Annotated in this window: 15 protein-coding genes; 13 read left to right on the plus strand and 2 right to left on the minus strand. The window is 35.3% G+C overall.

Going from position 1 to position 16,125, the window contains the following annotated elements; genetic code table 11:
- Positions 1 to 43: 43 nt before the first annotated feature.
- The 13 genes from EL194_RS07545 to EL194_RS07605 all read left to right on the plus strand — a co-directional run bounded on the left by EL194_RS07545 (position 44) and on the right by EL194_RS07605 (position 13,333).
- Positions 44 to 1,789: an NTP transferase domain-containing protein gene (locus tag EL194_RS07545; protein WP_003773646.1), complete on the plus strand. Its 1,746-nt coding sequence runs from the start codon at positions 44 to 46 to the stop codon at positions 1,787 to 1,789.
- Positions 1,790 to 2,623, plus strand: a complete 834-nt coding sequence (locus EL194_RS07550; RefSeq protein WP_003773647.1) for a LicD family protein — start codon at positions 1,790 to 1,792, stop codon at positions 2,621 to 2,623.
- Positions 2,616 to 3,554 (plus strand): DMT family transporter, encoded by a 939-nt coding sequence (locus EL194_RS07555; RefSeq protein ID WP_003773649.1) that lies wholly within the window; start codon positions 2,616 to 2,618, stop codon positions 3,552 to 3,554. The genes EL194_RS07550 and EL194_RS07555 overlap by 8 nt, the downstream gene beginning before the upstream one ends.
- 113 nt (positions 3,555 to 3,667) lie before the next feature.
- Complete coding sequence (locus tag EL194_RS07560) at positions 3,668 to 5,425, plus strand: phosphotransferase (RefSeq protein ID WP_003773650.1); 1,758 nt, start codon at positions 3,668 to 3,670, stop codon at positions 5,423 to 5,425.
- Positions 5,412 to 6,605: an ethanolamine utilization protein EutH gene (locus EL194_RS07565; RefSeq protein ID WP_003773651.1), complete on the plus strand. Its 1,194-nt coding sequence runs from the start codon at positions 5,412 to 5,414 to the stop codon at positions 6,603 to 6,605. Before EL194_RS07560 ends, EL194_RS07565 begins: the two co-directional genes overlap by 14 nt.
- Positions 6,606 to 6,734: 129 nt before the next feature.
- Positions 6,735 to 7,004 carry an ACT domain-containing protein gene (locus EL194_RS07570; RefSeq protein WP_003773653.1) on the plus strand — a complete coding sequence of 90 codons (270 nt, stop codon included), beginning with the start codon at positions 6,735 to 6,737 and terminating at the stop codon, positions 7,002 to 7,004.
- A gap of 8 nt (positions 7,005 to 7,012) precedes the next feature.
- A complete protein-coding gene (locus EL194_RS07575) occupies positions 7,013 to 8,371 on the plus strand; it encodes a PFL family protein (RefSeq protein ID WP_003773655.1) in 1,359 nt (452 codons plus the stop codon).
- A gap of 12 nt (positions 8,372 to 8,383) precedes the next feature.
- The gene (locus EL194_RS07580) at positions 8,384 to 8,749 is read left to right on the plus strand and encodes a PaaI family thioesterase (RefSeq protein WP_003773658.1); all 366 of its coding nucleotides are present in this window, start codon (positions 8,384 to 8,386) and stop codon (positions 8,747 to 8,749) included.
- 10 nt (positions 8,750 to 8,759) lie between these two features.
- Entirely contained in the window at positions 8,760 to 9,077 is a 318-nt protein-coding gene (locus EL194_RS07585) for a DsrE family protein (RefSeq protein ID WP_003773660.1), read from the plus strand.
- Between the two features lie 112 nt (positions 9,078 to 9,189).
- Positions 9,190 to 9,852 (plus strand): response regulator transcription factor, encoded by a 663-nt coding sequence (locus EL194_RS07590; RefSeq protein WP_034886564.1) that lies wholly within the window; start codon positions 9,190 to 9,192, stop codon positions 9,850 to 9,852.
- On the plus strand, positions 9,845 to 11,242 hold the full coding sequence (locus EL194_RS07595) for a sensor histidine kinase (RefSeq protein ID WP_003773665.1): 1,398 nt from the start codon (positions 9,845 to 9,847) through the stop codon (positions 11,240 to 11,242). The genes EL194_RS07590 and EL194_RS07595 overlap by 8 nt, the downstream gene beginning before the upstream one ends.
- 59 nt (positions 11,243 to 11,301) lie before the next feature.
- The gene (locus EL194_RS07600; protein ID WP_003773667.1) at positions 11,302 to 12,675 is read left to right on the plus strand and encodes an ABC transporter permease; all 1,374 of its coding nucleotides are present in this window, start codon (positions 11,302 to 11,304) and stop codon (positions 12,673 to 12,675) included.
- Between the two features lie 13 nt (positions 12,676 to 12,688).
- On the plus strand, positions 12,689 to 13,333 hold the full coding sequence (locus EL194_RS07605) for an ABC transporter ATP-binding protein (protein ID WP_003773669.1): 645 nt from the start codon (positions 12,689 to 12,691) through the stop codon (positions 13,331 to 13,333).
- Positions 13,334 to 13,417: 84 nt separating this feature from the next.
- Here the strand turns inward: EL194_RS07605 and EL194_RS07610 are convergent, their stop codons facing one another.
- Positions 13,418 to 15,097 (minus strand): adenine deaminase C-terminal domain-containing protein, encoded by a 1,680-nt coding sequence (locus tag EL194_RS07610; RefSeq protein ID WP_003773671.1) that lies wholly within the window; start codon positions 15,095 to 15,097, stop codon positions 13,418 to 13,420.
- A complete protein-coding gene (locus tag EL194_RS07615) occupies positions 15,097 to 16,125 on the minus strand; it encodes an ABC transporter substrate-binding protein (RefSeq protein ID WP_003773673.1) in 1,029 nt (342 codons plus the stop codon). Before EL194_RS07615 ends, EL194_RS07610 begins: the two co-directional genes overlap by 1 nt.

Below are 16,125 nucleotides of genomic sequence, written 5' to 3' on the forward strand. Positions count from 1 at the left end.
TTCAAATGTTACAATATGTAAGCAAAATTGAACGGAGGGTTTTATGTTTTCGAAATTTTATATTCTCAGAACGTTACTTGAGCAAGAAATTTCATCACAGCGTGAATTAAGTAAACACACAAATTTTTCCCTAGGGAAAGTCAATTCACTCTTGAATGATTGCATCAATCAAGGATATGTAAATAATTTCAAAATTACAAAAGAAGGACTTAGGTTTCTTAAAGAATACGAGGTCGATAACGCAATTATTATGGCTGCAGGGTTTGGATCAAGGTTTGTACCTTATACCTATGAAACACCTAAAGGTCTTATGGAAGTTCACGGTGAGCGCATGGTCGAGCGTCTCATCAAACAACTTCAAGAAGTAGGCATTAAAGAAATATATGTCGTAGTCGGTTATCTCAAAGAGAAATTTGAATATCTCGTAACAAAATACGGGGTCAAATTGATTCATAATCCCGATTATAATCGATACAACAACATTTCTACGATTTATCATGCACAAGATGTTATGAAAAACACTTTAATAATGCCATCAGATATCTATATAATGGAAAATATGTTCCATAAATATGAATTTAAATCTTGGTACGCTACAACGTTTTTTGAAGGTGAAACGGATGAATGGACTGCAAAAACAGCACCAAGCGGCCTTATTACCGAGATGGAAATTGGCGGCAAGGATGTACTTGGCCTTTATGGACCCACATTTTTTGACGCCGAAACATCCCAAAAAATAATTAAAGCAGTTAATCAGGATATTAAGATTGCTGGAAAAGAGCAGTATTACTGGGAGAACTGCTGGCTCGATCGAATCAATCAAATTCAAATTTATTCAAACGAGGTCGAACCAGAGTCAATCTTCGAGTTCGAATCAATTGAAGAGTTACGTGTTTTTGATACGACATATATTACCGAGACAAAAAATGAAATGATTTCAATTATTTGTAATGTCTTCGGAGTTACATCAAATGAGATAACCGGAATTGAGTCCATGAAAAAAGGGATGACAAATGATTCCTTTATCTTTAGAGTCAATAACAAGTCTTATGTTTTTCGGGCTCCTGGAAAAGGAACTGAACAACTGATAAACCGACGCGAAGAGGCGAAAGTGTACCAGGCAATTAATCACTTAAAGTTATCGGATAAGCTTTATTATATCAACCCAGAAAACGGTTATAAAATTTCACGTTATTATGATAATTGTGAGTCGATTACCCAAGATGATATACCGCAAGCTTTTAGTATCTTACGAATGTTGCACTCAAGCGATATCTCAGTGAGTCATTCCTTTAATTTAGAAGAACGCATTGCATATTATATGACTTTATGTAAAGATTCTAATGCGATTTTATTCGATGATATCAATGAGGTATCAAGACTCGTTGATGAAGAAATATCCTATCTTAATACACTTGAGCGTCCGAAAGTTTTATGTCATATTGATCCAGTGGAATCGAATTTCGTGAAATTATATGATGGTTCTTTACGACTTTTAGATTGGGAGTATGCAGCCATGGGCGATCCAATATTAGATATCGCGATGCACGCAATTTACTCAGGACATCAAGATGATCAAATCTTAAAATTACTTGAAATCTATCTTGAACGAAAACCTACAAAACAGGAGTCTAAAATCTTATTTATGTATGTTAGTTTATCAGGATATCTCTGGGCTTTATGGGCTCAATTTAAACAAGCCAGCGGGGAATCGTTTGGAAGTTATGCATTGGATCAATACCACTATGCACATAAATATGCACGCTTAGCGTTGTCTATGGAGGACTAAATGAACAAATTACAGCAAGAAGAGTTGAATGTTCTCGTCGAATTCGATCGCATTTGTCGAAAACATGATATTATCTATTCACTCTCATCGGGAACTTTATTAGGATCAATCCGTCATCATGGCTTTATTCCTTGGGATGATGATATTGATGTCAATATGTCTCGCAGTGAATTTAATCGATTCGAAAAAATTGTACTGGAGGAACTGGATAAAGATTTCTTCTATCAATCCTTTGATACTGAAAAAGATCACTATCATGCCTTCAGCAAAATTCGAAGTAATAAGGTTGAGCTTGTTGAAAAATCAACTGAGTACCTTAATATAAATCATGGAGTTTGGATTGATATATTTCCTTATGATAACATTCCTGATGATATAACACTTCGTGATGAACAAAAGAAAAAAGTAGGTTTTTACAATAAACTTATTTCTCTATTTGTGTATACATTCGTTACCGATGAAGACAAAGGTAAGAAACGTATCATCAAAAATATTTTTTATCATCTAAATCGAATCTTTTATCGTGTAAATTTCTTGCTTCCAAGTCTCTATAAAAAACGTCAATATTGGATTGAAAAATATAATAATGAAAAAACAGAGTATGCGAATATGCTAGTGTTCAATTATAACGACGCCATCTACAAATCAACATTTATCCGTAATGAAGTTTTAGATTCTGTTACTTCAGGTGTATTTGAAGGCCATGAATTCTTAATTCCAACAGCTTATGATGAAATTCTGACTTCAAACTATGGAGACTATATGCAATTACCTCCAGAATCAGAACGTGTTTCCAATCATGAGGTTGTTTTGAGAGATCATCGCAATGCGTAATAAGGGAACGATTACCGGTTTATTTTCAGGTCTTTTTTGGGGACTTGATACGGTTATGATTGGTGTTGTATTGGCATCCACGATGTTCTTAGCTTTTGGATCCAATGCACCGCTAATCTCAACATTTATCCATGATGGCGCGTCCTTCCTATTTTTACTAATCCTCATTGTGATTCAAAAACAGGGGAACGATCTGATACGTGTTCTATTTTCGAAGTCGGGTATGATTATCGCAATCGCAGCACTTTTAGGTGGCCCAATCGGCATGGGTGCTTATATCTTATCCATAAACCATCTTGGACCTGCAATTTCCGCAAGCATTTCTGCGATTTATCCACTATTTGGATCTGTATTAAGCTTTATAATATTAAAAGAAAAGCCTAATAAACGAACTCTTTTAGGCCTTCTTATTGCGATATCCGCGATTGTCTTGATGGGATTTACAGGTAGTTCAGGGGTAATAAACTTACAAGCGGGTTTATTCTTTATATCTATATGCATTATTGGGTGGGGAAGTGAAGCCGTAATTATCAGTACTGCACTTAAACAAGATGTACCATCTCATATTGCACTTGCGATTCGTCAACTCGTTTCATTTCTTACATATGGACTGATCATAATGCCACTAGTTGGCTATTCTCAACTTCAGTTTTTAGTTGTGAAACACCCTATATTCTTAATGATTCTTATCAGTGGAATCATCGGTTCCATTTCGTATTCATTTTACTATAAATCCATATCTCTTATTGGTCCAAGTAAAGCCATGGGACTTAATATCAGTTATCCAGCATGGGCATTTCTGTTCCAGTTTATGGTCGATCATACATTTAACTATAAAAACTTTATTCTCGTTATTTTTATCATGATTGGATCGATACTTTCTTCCGAAAACCCACGTGAATTAATAGAACTTTTCAGACGTAAAAAATAATAATTATTGCTAAGAAAACAACACAAAAAAGTGTTGTTTTTTCTTTTGTTCAATTTCTTGATATCATTGTCTTTCTTGAACATAAATGATAAAATTATTAAAAGGAGAATTTCATGAATATCTATCAATTTAAAATTTTGCGTGAGTGTTTAAATGACGCTACACACGCTCTAGCAATAGACAATGAAGCAATGAAATCATCATACCAAGCTCTCATAAATATGGACTATCTCGATCAAATGGGGAAAATAACATCAAAAGGTTTAGAGGCTATGGAAGCTTACCGAGTCGATAATGCGATCATTATGGCTGCAGGAATGTCTTCTCGTTTTGCGCCGCTTTCCTACGAACGTCCTAAAGGGCTTTTGAATGTTCGTGGCGAAGTTCTAATTGAACGACAAATCCGTCAATTACATGAGCGAGGTATTACCGATATCACAATCGTTTTAGGATACATGAAAGAACAGTTTTACTACTTAGAAGACAAGTACAACGTTAAAATTGTAGTCAATGATGATTACTATCGTTACAATAATACTTCGACACTGATGCTTGTGCTGGATCAATTAAAAAATACATATATCTGCTCATCCGATAACTACTTCGTAGAGAATGTATTTAATCCGTACGAATATAAAACTACTTATCCAGTACAAGTACATACGACACATGAAAGCGGAGAATATTATGCGGATTTTACGGATGAAGGGCTAATTACTCAAATCGGCATCGGGTCAGGCACTTACAATTGTATGGTTGGTCATGTATTCTTTGATCAGGCATTCTCACACGATTTTGGAGAGCTCTTAAAACAAGAATATCCAAAAGAAGAGACTAAATCTAAGCTTTGGGAAAAAGTTTATGTAGAACATATGGATCAATTCACAATGTACGCAGAAGTCTATTCCAAAGACATCATTAAAGAATTTGATTCACTTGAAGAACTTCAAGCCTTTGATGCTTCGTATCTCGAAATCAAAGATAGTGAAATCTTCAATAATATAATGTCTGTGCTCAAGTGCAAAGTTTCAGATATCACGGGTATTGTACCTGTTAAAGACGGTCTCACCAATTTATCTCTAAAGTTTGAATATGATGGTAAGGCTTATATTTACCGTCATCCAGGTGTTGGGACTGATGAATACATAAACCGTAAATCTGAATTTTTTGCACAACAAAAAGCAAAAGAGTTAGGTTTTGATGATTCCTATATTTATATGGATCCCGAAAAAGGATGGAAATTATCTTATTTTATTGATCAAGCTCGAAAACTTGATTATCATCAATGGGATGAAGTAAAGCAAGCACTCGAAATGATTAAAGACATGCATGATCAACAATTATCCGGTGAATTTGAGTTTAATATTTGGAATAAATCCTGCGACTTTATTGGTAAATTATCACAACAAGATAAAGACGTATTCAGTGATTTTGATGAGTTATTTAAACTGATTGAATCTGTAAAAAAATATTCAGATAAGGATAATGTTCCTTTACGATTATGTCACTGTGACTTTTATGACCCAAATATTCTGTTTTCAGGAAACGATTTATACCTCATTGATTGGGAATATGCAGGAGTTGATGATCCTGGAGTTGATATTGGTACCTTTATTGCATGTTCGGACTATACTTATGAAGAGGCAATGCAGGTTCTTGAACTTTATAATAAGACACCTATGGACGCATCAATGCAGCGCCACTTTATCGCATACATCGCGATTGCATCCTATTATTGGTTCGTATGGGCTATTTTCCAAGAATCAAATGGTGCGGCAGTTGGTGAATATCTGACAATTTGGTATAATAACTCAAAATTCTATGGAAACAAAGCACTTGCACTTTATGAGGAAACCTATGAAAATAATTAGTGATCTTGTCATCTACATCATAATGGCTTGTGCTGTTATTGGTTGTTTTTACTCAATTAAGGATAGTGAATCCGAATTGGGTAAACAATTCACAGCAGGCATTGAATCAATTGGTGGTTTATTTATTCCCATTGCCGGAATTATGGCAGCGTTACCGATTCTCAATGTTTTTATCTCAAAATTTATTGCACCACTTTTCACCGTATTTGGTGCAGACGCAGCCATGGCAGCGACATCATTGCTTGCAGTTGATATGGGTGGATATCAACTTGCTGCTGCTTTAGCACAAACCCATGAAGCATGGATTATTTCCATGACTGTAGGTTATATGGCAGGTGCTACCATTGTGTTTAGTATTCCAATTGCCACTAAGATTATCGATGAAAAATATCATCGACAACTTTCAATCGGAACGATGATTGGTTTTATCACAATTCCGTTTGGTGTTTTAGTTACAAATATTCTTATTATGATTTTCAATCCAATGATCCGAACCGTTGTTTCTTCAGACCCAAATGCACCACAAGTATTATTAAATATGACATTTGTAATTCTTATGAAAAATTTACTACCGTTAATTATTATATGTTTACTTATGGCAATTGGTCTTTGGAAAAAATCAGAACTTATGATTAAAGGATTTCAAAACTTTTCAAAATTTATTGAAATATTCACAAAGGTTATCCTGACAATCAGTATACTTGAGCACTTCACACATATTTTCAGTAATCTTTTTGGTACCTATCCTTTAGATCCTATTATTGCAGATAGCGTTGATATTGAACGTGCACTTGAAGTTGCAGGATACATTGGTTTAATGTTAAGTGGTGCCTTGCCAATGGTATATCTAATTGAAACAAAACTTAAGAAACCTATTGAAAATTTATCAGACAAACTTAATATTTCACGGAAGATTGCAACCGGAATTCTAGCGAGTTCCGCAAATGTGATCGCCGCATTCACAATGATCGATGATACGATGGATGATCGTGAAATTATCGTAATTACAGCATTTTCAGTCTGTGGGGCATTTGTTATTGGTGACCATCTAGCATTCACCGCTAATTTTCAACCACAGTTGATCCTTCCGTTGATGATTGGGAAACTTACTGCAGGACTTCTTGCAGTTTGGATTGCTCTCAAAGTAACGTCTAAAATCTCAACAAATAACACGCTTTAAACCTGTAATTTAAGCTTTCTATAATAAGAAAGCTTTTTTTATGAACGAAGTAAACAATAAATGATTTATATTTAAGTTTGAAGTCCAAATCCATTTTGAATGTGATATTATTATCCCGAGAGGTGAATTATGAAAGCAATTATTACAGTAGTAGGACGAGATAACGTTGGAATTATCTCAGGAGTATGTCAATATTTATCATCAGAACAGATTAACGTTCTTGATATCAACCAAACAATTGTTGATGCATATTTTAATATGCTTATGATTGTTGATTTATCACAATGTTCAAAACCCTTTGATGAAATATCAAAGCAACTTCAATCGGTGGCAAGCACCCTTGGAGTTGTCATTACGATGCAACGTGAGGATATTTTTTCCTCGATGCACCGAATTTAGGAGGATTTATGCTTAATCAATTCGAAATTCAAGAGACACAATCAATGATTTCAAATCAAAACTTAGATGTTCGTACCATTACTATGGGGATCAGTTTATTAGACTGTGCAGATTCTGATTTAGACCGGTTTAATGAAAAAATCTATCATAAAATAACGTCACGTGCTAAAGACTTAGTACGCATAGGTGATGAAATTGCACATGAGTATGGAATTCCTGTCGTTAATAAACGCATTTCTATTACGCCTATTGCGATTGCTGCATCGGGATGTAATGCGACATCATTTGTTTCAACCGCAAAGATTCTCGATAAAGCCGCAAAAGAGGTTGGTGTTGATTTTATTGGTGGTTTTAGTGCTATTGTTCAAAAAGGGTGTACAGCTGCAGATGAAGTGCTAATTCAAAGCATTCCTGAAGCATTAGCAGTCACCGATCGTGTATGTGCGAGTGTCAATGTTGGTACAAGTCGTAGTGGTATTAATATGGATGTGGTTAAACAGCTTGGTCAAACGATTCTTGATTGTGCCAAACTAACTGGAGATCGCGAATCCATTGGATGTGCTAAACTTGTTGTTTTCTGTAATTCAGTCGAGGACAATCCATTTATGGCAGGGGCTTACCATGGTGTTGGTGAAGCTGATACGGTGATTAATGTTGGGGTCAGTGGACCCGGTGTTGTTAAATGTGCATTGGAATCGGCACGTGGGGCAGATTTTGAGACACTCTGTGAGACGATAAAGAAGACTGCATTTAAAATTACCCGAGTTGGTCAGTTGATTGCTCAAGAGGCATCGAAGCGTCTAGGATATCCTTTCGGAATCATCGACCTTTCACTCGCGCCGACACCTGCAATAGGTGATAGTATCGGTGAAATCTTTCAAGAGATGGGACTTGAAGAACCGGGTGCACCCGGTACAACACTTGCATTAGCACTGCTTAATGACAATGTGAAAAAAGGTGGCGTGATGGCTTCATCTTATGTTGGTGGTCTAAGTGGTGCTTTTATCCCCGTGAGCGAAGATCATGTTATGATATCTGCTGTGGAAAAAGGGGCACTTACACTTGAAAAACTTGAAGCAATGACTTGTGTTTGTTCTGTTGGTTTAGATATGGTTGCGATCCCAGGGGATACACCTGCGACGACAATCTCAGGCATTATTGGTGATGAGGCTGCAATTGGAATGATCAATAATAAAACTACCGCAGTACGAATCATCCCAGCATACGGTAAAGGGGTAGGCGAAACGGTTGAATTTGGTGGGTTGTTGGGTTATGCTCCTATCATGAAGGTAAATCCTTTTAGCTGTGAATCCTTTATTAATCGAGGTGGACGTATTCCGGCACCCATTCACAGTTTTAAAAATTAGTAGGAGTTTATAATGGATAAAAAATTAGATTTTATGTCTGTTAATAAGATTGAATGTGTTGAAGTTAAAGAAGATTATGCGAAATGTATTGTTCATGTTAATGAGGCATCGATGAATTACTATGGTTATGTCCATGGTGGTCTTTATTTTGGGCTTGCAGATTCGACGGCAGGTTATACGGCAAGCAGTCGTGGAGATAATTACGTCACATTGAACGCGAATATTAATTACATGTCTGGTATTCAAACAGGAATGATTACATGTATTGGTACCGTTTTAAGTCGCACACGAAAAACATGCGTTGTTGATATCAAAATATACGACGATAACGATGTATTGTGTGATACCGGTACGTTTACGATGTACCATATAAACTAAGGAGTATCCTATGAAGGTCATTTTTCATTTAAATCAAATTGAACGATTAAATCATTGTATTGCGAATATTCGTAATTTAAGTCAAAGAAATCTAGAAAAACTTGAACTCTTAATTAATGGTGATGCAATAACCCTTTTCGTTTCAGAAAATCAATCAGAATTCAAACAGCTCTTAGATCAAAAGGTTGATGTCGTTGCGTGTCAAAACTCATTAAATGCCCATCATATTCATGCAGATGAATTATGCGAGGGTATTCGAATAGTACCTACTGGTGTTTATGAACTTATTGAAAAACAGACCGAAGGGTATGCATACATTAAGCCTTAAAAGACAAACAACTCGATTCAAATCGGGTTGTTTTTTATTGGGCCCATACTCGAAATCTATTGACACACTTTTAGAAGTTCACTATACTCAAACTAGATATGGAGGCATCAATATGAAAAAAATATTAGTCATTGAGGATGATCAAATTACACGTGAAGGCATTGTGGCATTTTTAACTCATCACCAATACCATGTCCTCAGTGCAGCAGATGGACATTCTGCTCGTAACACATTTGACCAACATGACTTTGATCTTGTTATTCTTGATATTATGATTCCTCACGAAGATGGATTACAACTCCTACAATATTTTAAAAATACAAAAGATGTCGCAGTGATGATGGTAACTGCGCTTGGAGATGATAAAACCCAGACAACTTCCTATGACTATCTTGCTGATGATTATGTCATTAAACCATTTTCTTTGATGATTCTCGAGAAAAAAGTCGCAGCGATTTTAAGAAGATATGAAAACCGCGTCAAGAATATTTGGAACTATGGTCAAGCAGAAGTTCATTTTGACACATTTACTGCTTATTACAATCACGAAGTGGTCGATCTTAAAGTTAAAGAGATTCAAATCATCCACTTTTTCATTAAAAATCCAAATCAAATTCTATCCCGTGAACAAATTCTTAATGAACTTTGGGTTGACCAATATCCAAACGATCGTGTTATTGATGTATACATTAAAAACATCCGCAAACACTTGCAGTTGGATTGCATCAGGACTGTAAAAGGGCTTGGGTATGTCATGGTACTGAATCATGAATAAACTTAATCTTTTTCAAAAAAACTTTATTTATACCTTTTCTGTTCTTATTTCGGTTGTTCTATTAATTCATGGGATTCTTTATTCATTTATACCAACCTTATATTTAAATCAAAAACACCAAGATTTGAAAAATCTTACTCAAGAGCTAACATCTTATATGAATCATATGGATAATCAGTCTATTCTAGATCTAAGTGAAACTTTCGCATATGTCAATAATACAAATATGAAGGTGACCATCAATAATCAATCCTACCCTTACTACGGTTTAATGCAATTTCATATAGAGTTCAACGAAGATTTAACCATTGAAGAGATTCAAGCGATTCAAAGCAATTTATTTGTTCAAACTCCAGGAGAACTCAATAAAGTAGGGGTTATACTGGAAACACTTCAATTTCAAAACAACTTTAACGAACCCATAAACGTTCAAGTTATGATGAGTGTTCAACCGGTACATGAAATAAAGGCTTTAACACTCAAATTATTACCGTATTCAATCGTACTCTGCATCATTATTGCTGGTATAGCTGCCTTTGTTTATAGTAAAAAAATAACGAAACCCATTCGCGATTTACTCAAAATAACCAATGATATGGCTGCATTTAAAGAGGGTATTTCATTCTCAAGTGATTCAAATGATGAAATTGCGCAATTAGGTTTTCACATAAACAAAATGTATGCGTCATTACTCAAAGCAATCAGCACACTCCAGGATAATCTTAAAAGAATGGAGAATCTTGAAGAACAGAAAGAGATGTTCTTCAAAGCTGCTTCACATGAGCTCAGAACTCCGCTAACATCCTTATCTATTCTTCTCGAAAATATGATATACGGTATCAAACCGTATCATAATCATGAAAAATATCTACCCAAAGCACTAGAGTTGGTTGGTAATACAAACATCAAGTTAAAACAAATTCTCGACGCTAGTTCCGATGATATCAGTCCAGACCATCAACATGATACAGTTGCAATTCATGCTCTAATTTCAGATATTATCAAGCAAAATCAATTGCTTATCGAACATAAACACTTAGACATAGAATTCAAATCATCACAACTAGAAGTCGATACCAATAAGCGCTTAATACAGGATGTTCTGAATAATATTATCGGCAATGCAGTGGTTCACAGTCTTTCCAATACGACCATAGTAATAGAACTTCAGGAACAATGTCTGACTATTTCAAACATCTACCTTACAGATCAAACCATTGAGACTGAAAAATTATTTGAACCCTTTTATCGATACGATAAAAGCAGGGGACAGGGAATTACTGGAAATGGTCTCGGTTTGTACATTACGAAACGAAACCTCCAACGCCTAAATATTACGTATCATGTACAAAACTTAGACAATCGATTCATTTTCAAATTGTTTTTTTAATAATTCATATACGTTTCATATACATACATTACGATGTTTTCGTTACAGGAGGTATTATAATGTCTATATTGAGACGTTCTTTTATTTATATTTTTAGAAAAAAATCTCGAACCGTATTAATTTTTATGATTCTTTTTCTAATAAGCACTGCCATTTTAAGCAGTATTACAATTCGAAAGTCTGCACACAATGCACGAGAATCCATTAATGCGTCCATTAACGCAAGTTTTGAATTAAAAACCAACTTACAAACAAATATGGGGGTGGGTGATCGAGGTTTTGGAAATATTAGTCAAATGATGATTGAGAAAATTTCTAAACATGAAGGAATACGAGATTTCAACGCATCCATTTTTGGAGAGGCGCAACTGCCGCAACTTAAGAAAGTTCAACTGGAAGAAAGTAGAATTAAGTATCAAGATGATCAAGAAGCTTTATTAAAATCACATTTTGATTTAGAAGGAACACGTAAATCTGAATTGGATTCAAAGTTCGTTTCAGAAGTACTCGAACTTCATGAGGGGCGACATCTAAATGAAGACGATTTTCAAAAAGTAATGGTGCATCATGATTTCGCGACGCTAAACGGTTTAAAACTCCATGATATTATAACAATACCTGAATCTAAAGATCGTAATCAAAACATCATCAAGTCTCAAAAACTTGAAATAATTGGTATTTTTAAAGGGTCTAATAAAGATCGCGCAAATCATTTTTCAGAATTGTTTGAAAATGTAATGCTGTCCGATCTCAACACTGCCGCTACACTTCGTGGTATGGAACACAAACCGTTATACGAAAGTGCAACATTTTATGTCAATAACCCTAAAAAAATTGAATCGATTATCTCGGATGTGAAAAATATGGACCTTGATTGGGTTAGATATGTTGTTCATAAAGCAGACCAGACCTTTATGGGCCTAACATCATCGCTTGATAATATGGACGGCATTATAAACAAACTCGTGACCGGTTCTATTATCATGAGCATTCTCATGCTTTCTGTCGTGCTTTGGTTATGGATTGGTACACGAGTTCATGAAACCGGAATCTTGTTGTCGATGGGTATGAGTAAGTTAAATATCCTCTCACAATTTGTACTTGAGGTATTAATCATTGCAATCCTAAGCTTTTCGTTATCATTTATGACAACCGATAAAATTGCGAGAAATATTGGATCGTCGATTATCAAACAAGCACAAACACAAACGATTCGACAACAAAACCAAGAACTTAACGGAATGGCTTTTGGTAGTGATGCAAATACAAGTGTCACAACTAAAACGGTTGATTCGATCGATGTAAGCATTACACACTCGGAATTAATAAAAGTCGCCATCATCGGTAGTGTGATTATTATCATCTCAGTACTTGGTGCTTCAAACTATATAATACGTCTCAAACCAAAAGAAATTCTATCTCAGATGTCTTAATAAGGAGAAAAGTATGAATTTAACTATGAAAAACGTATGTTATGCCTATAAAAACAATGCGTCACATCAAGTATTGAATAACATCAATTATGATTTTGAAATTGGTAAAGTTTACGCCATATGTGGACCATCAGGATCTGGAAAAACGACCATTCTGTCGTTATTAGCTGGTCTGGATACACCACAAAGCGGACAAATTTATCTAAATAACATTGATATCAAACAACAAGGTTACCGTACACATCGAAAAGATAATATTACGATTATTTTCCAGAATTATAATCTTATAGACTATATGACACCCATAGAAAATCTTAGATTAGTTCAAAAAAATGCACCCGGTTCACTATTAATTGAACTGGGTATTGATCCTAAAGATTTTAAACGTAATGTACTCCAATTATCTGGTGGACAGCAACAGCGTGTCGCAATCGCGCGATCGCTTGCATCACCAGCACCATTTATACTCGCAGATGAACCAACGGGTAATTTGGACGAAGAAAACGCTACGGTTATTATGGATATCTTTAAAAAACTTGCGAATACGCAGAACAAAGGCATTATTATTGTTACACACAGTAAATCAGTTGCGAAATTGGCAGATGTAACACTTGCATTGAGTAAAAATGGACTTAAAGTTCTCAATAAATCCAAATAAAGTAGAAAAAGACCGAATTATATGAATCTTCGGTCTTTTTCTTATTATATTAACAACTTCGTATAATGTATATTATGTAATTTATCAGTATACGAATAATGACTTAATTTCTTGAGTTCTCACATCTACATATCCTTTGTCGGATATTTTTAAACTTGGTGATACTAACAAACCAAGTACTGAGAAACTCATCAACTCATTTTGTGCTTTATATCCAAGACCTTTTAAATCTTGACGAATTTGAGCTACGTCACTCGCGAGTGATTCCATCGAATTCGTTGAAACAATACCACCATATGCAAGTGGTACTTTGTGGTGTTTGTTTTTAATGGATGAAATGATTCCACCTTGCACTTTAATTAATAAATTTACTGCATTTACAATTTCATCTAAGTCTGTTCCCATAACCAAAATGTTGTGATGGTCATGAGTCCACGAGGTTGCGACTGCACCCTTTTCGGTAAAGCCATTATCCACAAATCCAATTGCTATCGGATTTTGATGACCATAACGTTCAATCACTGCAATCATCGTTAAACCAGCATCCTGCCACTGTAAGACCCCTTCCCTTGTTTTAACGGGAATTATCAGCTCTTCTGTAAAGGTGTTTGTTGTTTCACGATGCATGATTCTTAACCTAACCTCATCTCCCTCTAAATTTGAGATTGGCAATATAAGATCATCACGTTTTATGGGTTTTCGTTTAATCGTATTATAGATGTATTGATCATTAAAATTAAAGTAATCTTCGGGAAGATCTTTGATATTGCTTCCCTTCTTATATACCGAATGAATTGAGAATGCATTCAAATCATCAAGGATAATGAAGTCGGCTTGTTTCCCTGGAGAAAGAACACCACGATCATAAAGTTGCATTCGTTGAGCTGGAACATAAGTCGTCGCATAAATTGCATCTTCAGGTCGCATACCATTCTCAATACATATTTGGATAAGATGATTCAGATGACCTTTGGCGATTAAATCATCGGGCATTACATCATCAGTAACTAAGCAAAAACTTCCATGGAGATTATGCTTACACAGAGTCGAAATGGTCTCTTGATTGAGTGATTTTTCTTGCATTTGAACTAAAACACCCATTCGAGTGCGTTCTAGGATCGATGCTTTTGTTTGAAGTGTATGATCAGAACCAATACCTCTTTGAATAAACCGCGATAATTCAAGTCCAGAAATTCTTGGAATATGTCCTTCAATTGGAGAACCTGGTTTACATGTTTTAAATGTTTCAATAATTCTACGTGTCATTGTATCTTCATCGGAAATGACATCTTTAAAGTTCATAATTTCCCCCAAGGCAATTACCTTGGGATGTTTACATAAAACTTCAACTGCAGCTTCATCAACAATTCCACCCGTTGTTTCTAGAAATGGATTTGTAGATGGTACTGAAGAAGGAATTGCATAAAAGATATCAAGTTGCGTATCAATGTCCATAAAATCAATAAGTCCTTGTGTACCAAAAACATTTCCGATTTCATGAGCATCCGCTACGATTGTTGTGGTACCCATTGGCAGTACTGTTTTGGAAAATTCATTGGGATTGGTCATTGAACTTTCTATATGCATGTGAATGTCAATAAGTCCCGGTATGATCCACTTTCCTTTTGCATCAATCTCTTGATCCACAATGATATCTGCCTCACCGATATGGTAAATCATTGAATCTTGAATATAAAGGTCACCCTTCTCAAATGTTCGCTGTGATGTATTATAAAGGAAAGCGTCTGTATATTTTGTAATCATTATTGATTCATCAAACGATTGTAACGATCAATCCACTCAGGCATTAGTGGATTCATTACTTCGTAATTAAGAGTTTTTGCATTTTCAGCAATCTTACCATAAGTTTTATTTAATGCGACAGCATCACTCAACACAACATTTTTATTAACGGGTGCTTCGTTCAATGTCTCTGCTGTTTTTTCTTGTAACTCTTGACTTAATCGCCAATCTACAAATTTATAAGCAAGGTCTTTATTCTTTGAATTCTTATTAATTTCGATTGTGTTGAAGTTTGCATATGTACCTGTTTCTGGGAATACGAGGATTGCACTGGGTACTGACTTCTTAATAACATCAAAACCAAAGTCCCCTACGACTGCAACATCAATTTCCCCTGTACTCATCATAACGGAGAGGTCCGAAGATTTTTTATACGTCTTTTTAATGTTTGTTTTTAGAGATTCAAGGCCCTCAAATGCTTTCTCACCATTATCCTTGCTGACATCTCCCCCACTATAATCATTGGCCATTTGAATCATCGCAGGTCCAAATGTGGATGCAATTTCAGGAATTGCGATTTTCCCAACAAGATCTTCACGCCATAAATCATTCCATGATGTAATTGGTTCCTTTACAGTTTCACTATTATAAACAATACCAATACTGTTAATGGTGTATGGTACGCCATATCCTCTTCGTGTGACTTCATGAGCTGCATCAATTAATGATGATGCATTTGTTAGTTTTTGTAGATCAATTTTCTCAAATAGATCTGCTTGGTATCCATCATCTGCTGCTTTTTGTGAGAGTTCAATTACGTCAATATTACTGTTGTCACCACTACTAAACTTCGCAAAACGTTCTGAAGTACTACCACTATCTAAAACAATCTTTACATTATGTTTCGTTTCAAAAGGTTTATAAACCTCCTCACGTAATACTTCTTCACTTAGACCCCATGAGGATACAACCAACTCTTGGGTTTCATTCTTTTGTGAACAACCGCTAACCATAAATAGTACTAGTGCTAAAGCAATTTTCTTTTTCAT

This window comes from Erysipelothrix rhusiopathiae, assembly GCF_900637845.1.
Taxonomy (GTDB): domain Bacteria; phylum Bacillota_I; class Bacilli_A; order Erysipelotrichales; family Erysipelotrichaceae; genus Erysipelothrix; species Erysipelothrix rhusiopathiae.